Raw genomic sequence first — 7,433 nt, forward strand, 5'->3', positions numbered from 1 at the left:
CACAATTGGCCAACGAACAGCGGAAAGTCCAAATGAGCGTGCCACAGGATTTTCCGACTCTGGCCGAAGCGGCGAAGGTCTGGGCGCGCATCGCGGCGCTGTCCTTTGGCGGGCCTGCGGGGCAGATCGCGGTGATGCACCGCATCCTGGTCGAGGAGAAGCGCTGGCTGGGAGATGGCCGATTCCTGCATGCGCTGAACTTCTGCATGCTGCTGCCGGGACCGGAGGCGCAGCAACTGGCCACCTATATCGGCTGGCTGATGCACGGCGTGCGCGGTGCGCTAGTGGCGGGGCTCTTGTTCATCCTGCCCGGTGTCGTGGCGATCATGGCACTGTCCTGGATCTATGCGATCTGGGGCGATGTGGGGTTCGTCTCGGCGCTGTTCTTCGGGCTGAAGGCCGCAGTGCTCGCGATCGTGCTGCAGGCAGTGGTCCGGGTAGGCAAGCGCGCGCTGAAGAACCGCGCGATGCAGGCCATCGCGGCGGCGTCTTTCGTGGCGATCTTTGCCTTCGGTGCGCCCTTTCCGCTGATCGTCGCCGTGGCGGCGCTGATTGGCTGGACCGGGGCCAAGGCAGGATTGGCGGCGTTCCAAGGGGGTGGCGGGCACGGATCGGTCGGTCAGACCCCTGTCGCGGATGCGGCCACCCTGCTGGGGGAGGAACATGGCGACCTGACCGGCGCAAAGCGCGTCGGCGCCTTTCGGGCCGGGGCGGTGGCGCTGATCCTGTGGCTGGCCCCTGTCGCGACTCTGGTCCTGTTGGCCCCCGGCAGCGTGTTCACCGACATCGCCACGTTCTTTTCCAAACTCGCCGTGCTGACCTTCGGCGGCGCCTATGCCGTGCTGGCCTGGGTCGCGCAGGAGGCGGTCGGCACCTACGGCTGGCTGCAACCGGGCGAGATGCTGGACGGCCTCGGCATGGCCGAAACCACACCCGGGCCGCTGATCATGGTGCTGCAATTCGTGGGCTTCATGGCCGCCCTGCGCGAGGCGGGCTGGGCCGCCCCGCTGCTCGCGGGCACCCTCGGCGGGTTGCTCGCGACCTGGGTCACCTTCGCCCCCTGCTTTGCCTGGATCTTCCTCGGCGCCCCCTTCATGGAACGGCTGCGGTCCAACCGGGCGCTGTCGGCGGCCCTGTCGGCGGTGACGGCGGCGGTGGTGGGGGTGATCCTGAACCTCGCCATCTGGTTCGCCGTCCACGTCATCTGGCGCGAGGTCGCGCGGATCGAGGCAGGCCCCCTGTCGCTGGAACTGCCGGTTCTGGCCTCGGTCGACGGGGCGGCGGCGGCCCTGTCGGCGCTGGCGCTTCTGGCGGTGTTCCGGCTGAAACTCGGCATTGCCACCGTCCTCGGCGGCGCGGCCGCGCTGGGGCTGGCGCTGCATCTGGCGGGTCTCGCCTGAAGGGAATGACGATGGCCGCGCGTCCAAAGGAAGGGTCGGCGCGGGCGGTCAACGCCCTGCTGGCCGCACGGGGCCTGCGCGACTTCGGCGAAGGGCTGGTCGCGGTGATCCTGCCCGCGCATCTGCTGGCGCTGGGGTTCTCGGCGGTTCAGGTGGGGCTGCTGTCCTCGGCCGCGCTGGCGGGGTCGGCCCTGATGACGCTGGGCGTGGGCATCGCCGGGGCGCGGCGGGATCGGCGGGGCCTCCTGCTGGCCGCGGCGGGGCTCATGGTGGCGACCGGGCTGGCCTTCGCCAGCCTCGACGGCTTCGCAGCCCTTCTGGTCGTGGCGATGGTGGGCACGCTGAACCCATCGGCGGGCAGCGCAAGCCTGTTCGTCCCGCTGGAACACGCGGTCATCGCCGGGGCCGTGGTGCCCGCGCGGCGGACGGCGCTCTTTTCCCGCTACAGCCTGATCGGCGCGCTGGCCGGTGCCTTCGGCGCGCTGGCGGCGGGCAGCCCCGACTGGCTGGCCCCCCTGGGCGTCGACAGGCAGACGGCCTTCCGCCTGATCTTCGCGCTCTATGCCCTGCTCGGGCTGGCCGCCTTCGCCTTCTACCGCCGCCTGCCGCCACAGGCCCCGCCCGCCGCGGGTGCAGCCCCCGCAGGCCTCGGCCCCTCGCGCGGGATCGTGATCCGCCTCGCGCTGCTCTTCAGCCTCGATTCCTTCGCGGGCGGTTTCGTGGTGCAGTCGCTTCTGGCGCTCTGGCTGTTCCAGAGTTTCGACCTATCGCTTTCCAGCGCGGGGCTGTTCTTCTTCTGGTCGGGGGTGCTGTCGGCCTTCTCCTTTCCGGTCGCGGCCTGGCTCGCGCGGCGGATCGGCCTGATCAACACGATGGTCTGGACCCATATCCCGTCCAACCTGTGCCTGATCGCCGCCGCCTTCGCCCCCTCGCTGCCCGTGGCACTCGGCCTCCTGCTCCTGCGGTCCGCGCTGTCGCAGATGGATGTGCCCACCCGGTCCTCCTATGTGATCGCCGTCGTGACCGAGGGCGAAAGGACGGCCGCCGCCAGCTTCACTTCCGTCCCCCGCAGCCTTGCCGCCGCCGTCAGCCCCTCGATCGCGGGGGCCATGCTGGGGGCGGGATGGCTGGCCCTGCCGTTCCTCGTCTGCGGCGGGCTCAAGATCACCTACGACCTGCTGCTGCTGCACCAGTTCCGCCACATCCGCCCCCCGGAGGAGCGCTAGGCGCAGCCCCCCGCTCAGGCCGCCCTGGGCCAGCGGCGGTGCAGGTCGTCGATCACCACCGCATGGGCGTGGTGGGGGCCGTGTTCGGCCAGATGCGGATGGTCGGGCGGCAGGTCCGGGTGGTCATGCGGCAACACGGGGCGGTCATCGGCGGGCCACAGGCGCAGCACCGCCACCAGACCGGCCGCCCCGATCCCCGCCAGCACCAGCGCCGCGACCGACAGCCCCGCCCCCGCGCCGATCCAGCCCGCCAGCGGATAGGTCACCAGCCAGCAGGCGTGCGACAGCGCGAACTGCGCGGCAAAGACAGCACCCCGGTCCGCCTCGCGGGCGGAACGGTTGATGATCCGCCCGATGGGCGTCTGCGTCAGCGAAAAGCCGAAGCCGATGGATGGCTCCAAAGGCGATCAGGCCTGTCATTAAACAACCTGCAAGCCCAGAACAAAGGCAAGCCGATCACTACGCCTGGGGACGGGAAGAAGCTGCGGGTAAGGGCAGCATCAAGGCCCCCTTTGCCGGAGAGCACGGCTGGTTCTGGCGCAACCGCGACGCCGCCGCCGTGACCATGACGCTGAAATTGCGCGGCACCTATGCGGAGGACATTGAGACCTAATGAGAAGGGCTTCGGTCATCGGCAGCCTGGTCCGCGGGTGGCCAACACAGATCTTCCGTCGCACCGGCGGGAGACTTCAGCGCAACATTTTGCGCCAACGCCCAACAGATCCTGCACGCCGCGTTAACCGGCCTGCCCGTATCCCGTGGGCCAGGTTGGCGCTGGCATCGCTTTTCGCCAAGGATTCCTCTAGCCCTGCAAGTTTAGCTGTCCAGCCCGAAATGAGGCTTCGCTTCCCTGACTGCCACCTTCCCCGCCTACCGCACCCCATACGCCGTCGCCAGTGTACATCCTGATGGCCACCAGGATGCAGTGTGGGAATCACCTTTGAAACGGGTATTGCATATTAGTCGCCAACCGGGACGCACAGCGACCTGTGCAGGCCGCCAGCACGGCACCCCGAGCGAAAGCCGGGAGCCAAGACCAAGACCAAGCTGCCGTATCGCCGCAGGTGCCTGCTTAGCCGTTCAGCCAAACCTTAATCACCGCCGAGAAGTGCCAGCCGATCCAGACGGATAGGACGGACAGGACCAAGCCCAGTGCCACAATCCGCCCGAATGCTGGCGATCGTGAGCGAAGGGCAAGCACAAGTCGTACCATGGCATTGACCGTCAGGGCAGCCGCCAGGGGCATCACGGCCTCACCCGCTGGCATCTGGCCTGCAGCGACCAGAGAGGCTAGAGCGACGGCAGCTGAACTTGTGCTGATCAACCCGGCCAGGGCCGCTGACAGCAGTACGGCCTCGGTTCCGAACCGATCGTTCAGCATCGCAGAGATCAGGATGACCGCTGCCACGGTCAAAGCGAACTTCACCGCGTCGTTGACGCTAAAGATCCGCGAGGGCAATTCGATCCCCGCCGGCTCGACCCCCTTTCGCGTGGCCAGGTAGACCAGCAGGGCGCTGAAGATCAGCACGACCAGGGTCGGCACCACCAGCACCGGCAATGCCAGGGCGAAGAGGGACGGGCTGACCAGGCCCAGTACCAGGCCGGTCTGCACCAGCGACGACACCGAAGACAAGGTGGCCCCCGCCGCCGCTGGCTGGATGAAGCGGACGGCCGCATCACCCAGGGCGTCGACCTTGCGGCCCATCTCGACCACAGTGGCCGTCGAGGACACGAAACCCGACAGGAACCCCGAAAGCGGCAGGCCAAGCCGGTGGCCGAAGACCCGGGTGCAGATGTGACTGACCGCCCCGATGACCATCACCAGGATGACGATGACAAAGATGGCGCGCGCGTTGATCGCACCGTCCGGCCCGAAGCCGGTATCGGGGATCACCGGCAGGATGATCAGACCCGAGACGCCAAGGATCAATCCGTCGCGCATCTCGAAGTCGTTCAGGACCGAGCGGCTGAAGTCGCGCAGGGCCGACCGTGCTGCCAGCAGGGTGGCGACCAGCACCCCCGACGCGGCGGCAAGGAAGGTATGCTCGACCGACAACCCACCCAGAACCACGACCAGCACCAGCGCGAGGCTGGTGGTCATTCCTGCCTCCCGGGCCGGCTGCGACAGATGTGCGACCGCCCGCAGGACGCCCACCGCGGCCAGCGCCACCGCCAGCAACGGCAGCCCGCCCGCATACTGGCTGAGCGCGCCAATCAGCGAGGCGAGCGAGAAGGTCCTGACCCCGATCGGGGCCGGACCGCCGTTCTCGCCCCCGTTGCGCTCGCGCTCGATCCCGATCAGAAGACCGATGCCGAGCGCCTCGAGCAGTAGCAGGGCCTGACTTGCTTCTTCCATCATCCGATCACTGCGCCCTTCCGGCTCGGCTCAGGCCATCGGGCGCGCCACGCTTTCACTATTCCTCACTGCGCCTGCGGCCACAAGACCATCCACGCCGATATCAGGCCGCGACCAAGACGACCACGACCAGGGCCAGCAGCGGGCCGACGCAGGCGACCATGAAGATGTCGGCATAGGCCTGTCGATGGGTCAGCCGGCAGACGCTGAGCAGCGTCACCACGGCCCCGTTCTGCGGCAGCGCGTCCAGCCCGCCCGAAGCGATCGAGGCGACCCGGTGCATGACCTCGGGCGCGATCCCGGCGGCCAGACCGCGCGCCAGATAGTCGTCGCCCATGGTGGCCAGCGCGATGCTCATCCCGCCCGAGGCCGATCCGGTGATCCCCGCCAGCACGTTCATCGACAGCGCCAGCGACACCAGCGGCGACCCCGGCACCACCCCCAGCACCGCATCGCGCACGACGGCAAAGGCGGGCAGCGCCGCCACCACGGTACCGAAGCCGACCAGCACCGCGGTGCTGAGCAGCGGCAGCGCCGCCGCACCTGCCCCGGCCGACAGGCTGTCGGTCAGCGCCGGCAGGCGGCTGCGGTTGGTCAGCACGATCAGCACGATGGTCAGCGTCAGCGCCAGGATGATCGCCCAGACCCCGCGCACGCGCTCGAAGGTGGTTTCGCCCCAGCGCGGCTCGGCCAGAAAGGCGCTGTCGAACAGTGGCAGCACCAGCCAGACGAAGAGCCCGTTCAGCACCACCACCGCCAGGATGGGCAGCGCCGCCAGCCAGATGGGCGGCAGGTTGTCGGGCGCCACCCCGTCCTGGCGCGCCTCGGCGATGTCGAAGCCCTCGCCCTGCGCCAGTTCGCGCATCCGGCGCGACATTGGCGCGGCGGCGACAGGCTCGGCGTCATCCGCCAGCGCGCCCGACCGCGCGCGCCAGAGCAGCCAGCCCAGGCCAAAGGCCAGCATCACCGCCGCGCCAAGGAAACCCAGGCCCGGAGCGGCGAAGGCCGTGGTGCCGAAGAACGGCATCGGAATCGCGTTCTGGATCGCCGGGGTGCCGGGCAGCGCCGACATGGTGAAGGTGAAGGCCCCAAGCGCGATGGTCGCCGGGATCAGCCGCCGCGGCAGGCCGGCTCGCGCAAAGAGCTCGGCCGCCAGCGGCGCCACGGCGAAGGCCACCACGAACAGCGACACCCCGCCATAGGTCAGCACCGCGCAGGCCAGCACGACGGCGGGGATGGTGTGGGTCGGGCCGAGGCGCTCGGCCAGCGAAAGCGCCAGCACCCGGGCGGCGCCGGTATCCTCCATCAGCTTGCCGAAGATCGCGCCCAGCAGGAACAGCAGCATGAACTGCACGATGAAGCTGCCCATGCCGGGCATCATCAGCTGGGTCAGGGCCGCCAGCACCGGCACCCCGGAAAAGGCCGCCGCCAGAGCCGCCGCCAAAGGTGCCGCGATCAGCACGCTGAGGCCGCGGTAGACCAGCAGGATAAGCAGTACGAGAGCGATCAGGATGCCGATCAGTCCGGTCATGGGAAATCCAGTGCGGTTGTGTCGTCGAGGGTGCTGACGCGGCCCAGACTATCCCCGTACTGTTGCAGCCAGGCGTCGGCGGCGCGCTGTCCCGCGCCGTGCAGCCGTTGCAGCAGCGACCATTCCGGGTTCATCCGGCCGCGGCCATCGGACGCGACATCGGTTTCGGTCGCTGCGATCCGGTGCAGGCGCAGGGTGGACAGCTTTTCCAGAAGCGCCTCGCCACACAGGAACCCCGGCGGGGCCAGCGCAAGCGCCCGGCGCAGCGTCAGGATGCCCCGCAGCTCGTTCACCAGGCTGGCGTTGAAGCTGATCTCGTTCACCCGGGCTAGGATGGCGTCGGCGTCTTCGTCCAGCGCCTCGCGCCGGGTCGGGTTCAGCTGGACGACCAGCAGGTCGTCGGCCGCGCTTTCCGCGATCAGCGGCGCAAGCGGCGGATTGGCCAGATAGCCGCCGTCCCAGTAGGCGCGGCCGTCGATCTCGACCGCGCGAAACAGTTGCGGCAGGCAGGCCGAGGCCAGCACCGCCGATGCCGACAGATCGGCGTTGCGAAACACCTTGAGCGCGCCGGTGGCGACATCGGTGGCCGACAGGAACAGCCGCACCGCCGTCGGCTGGCGCAGCGCCTCGAAATCGACCAGCCCGTTAAGCAGCGGGCCAAGCGGGTTGAGGTCCTCGGGCACCCGGCCATGCCGGCCTGCCGCGCGTTCGGCAAAGGTGCGCCAGGCGGCATGGCTGGCCGACCACAGCGCGAAGGGCCCGAAGGCCACACCCGACAGGCCCTGCGGCGGCGCCATGAAGTCCAGCGCGGCCGTCGCCCCGCGCATCATCGCGGCCGAGCGCGAGACGCCCTTCCAGAACTTCCACAGCGCCTTTTGCGCCGCCGCAGCACCCGCGGGCCCCGGCGCGGTGCCCAGGCC

At 69.4% G+C, this 7,433-nt stretch carries 7 protein-coding genes; 3 read left to right on the forward strand and 4 right to left on the reverse strand.

All coding sequences use genetic code 11. The features are described from left to right. The first annotated feature begins 32 nt into the window (after positions 1-32). Both chrA and QAR72_RS15275 read left to right on the forward strand, forming a co-directional pair. A complete protein-coding gene (gene chrA, locus QAR72_RS15270; RefSeq protein WP_304618236.1) occupies positions 33-1,400 on the forward strand; it encodes a chromate efflux transporter in 1,368 nt (455 codons plus the stop codon). Positions 1,401-1,411: 11 nt separating this feature from the next. After that, positions 1,412-2,626, forward strand: a complete 1,215-nt coding sequence (locus QAR72_RS15275; protein WP_304618237.1) for an MFS transporter — start codon at positions 1,412-1,414, stop codon at positions 2,624-2,626. 14 nt (positions 2,627-2,640) lie between these two features. Here QAR72_RS15275 and QAR72_RS15280 read toward each other — a convergent pair whose 3' ends face one another. Then, positions 2,641-3,027 carry a hypothetical protein gene (locus QAR72_RS15280; protein ID WP_304618238.1) on the reverse strand — a complete coding sequence of 129 codons (387 nt, stop codon included), beginning with the start codon at positions 3,025-3,027 and terminating at the stop codon, positions 2,641-2,643. Here QAR72_RS15280 and QAR72_RS15640 point away from each other — a divergent pair. Then, a complete protein-coding gene (locus tag QAR72_RS15640; protein WP_331497663.1) occupies positions 3,018-3,239 on the forward strand; it encodes a hypothetical protein in 222 nt (73 codons plus the stop codon). The genes QAR72_RS15280 and QAR72_RS15640 overlap by 10 nt on opposite strands. Before the next feature lie 459 nt (positions 3,240-3,698). On the opposite strand, the gene QAR72_RS15290 is transcribed toward QAR72_RS15640, so the two are convergent. From QAR72_RS15290 to QAR72_RS15300, 3 genes are all read right to left on the reverse strand, one after another. Further along, positions 3,699-4,985 carry an MgtC/SapB family protein gene (locus QAR72_RS15290; protein WP_304618239.1) on the reverse strand — a complete coding sequence of 429 codons (1,287 nt, stop codon included), beginning with the start codon at positions 4,983-4,985 and terminating at the stop codon, positions 3,699-3,701. Positions 4,986-5,085: 100 nt separating this feature from the next. Next, positions 5,086-6,513, reverse strand: a complete 1,428-nt coding sequence (locus QAR72_RS15295; protein WP_304618240.1) for a GntP family permease — start codon at positions 6,511-6,513, stop codon at positions 5,086-5,088. Continuing rightward, positions 6,510-7,433 (reverse strand): patatin-like phospholipase family protein (locus QAR72_RS15300; protein ID WP_304618241.1); only part of this gene is annotated, 924 nt, incomplete at its 5' end. The genes QAR72_RS15300 and QAR72_RS15295, both read right to left, overlap by 4 nt.

Origin of the sequence: Paracoccus sp. (in: a-proteobacteria) (genome assembly GCF_030604785.1) — a bacterium.
Lineage (GTDB): Bacteria > Pseudomonadota > Alphaproteobacteria > Rhodobacterales > Rhodobacteraceae > Paracoccus.

Bases quoted from the DNA above. Each gene is read 5' to 3' on its own strand.
- chrA (WP_304618236.1), top strand. From the start codon at position 33: ATGAGCGTGCCACAGGATTTTCCGACTCTGGCCGAAGCGGCGAAGGTC.
- QAR72_RS15275 (WP_304618237.1), top strand. From the start codon at position 1,412: ATGGCCGCGCGTCCAAAGGAAGGGTCGGCGCGGGCGGTCAACGCCCTG.
- QAR72_RS15640 (WP_331497663.1), top strand. From the start codon at position 3,018: ATGGCTCCAAAGGCGATCAGGCCTGTCATTAAACAACCTGCAAGCCCA.
- QAR72_RS15290 (WP_304618239.1), bottom strand. From the start codon at position 4,985: ATGATGGAAGAAGCAAGTCAGGCCCTGCTACTGCTCGAGGCGCTCGGC.
- QAR72_RS15295 (WP_304618240.1), bottom strand. From the start codon at position 6,513: ATGACCGGACTGATCGGCATCCTGATCGCTCTCGTACTGCTTATCCTG.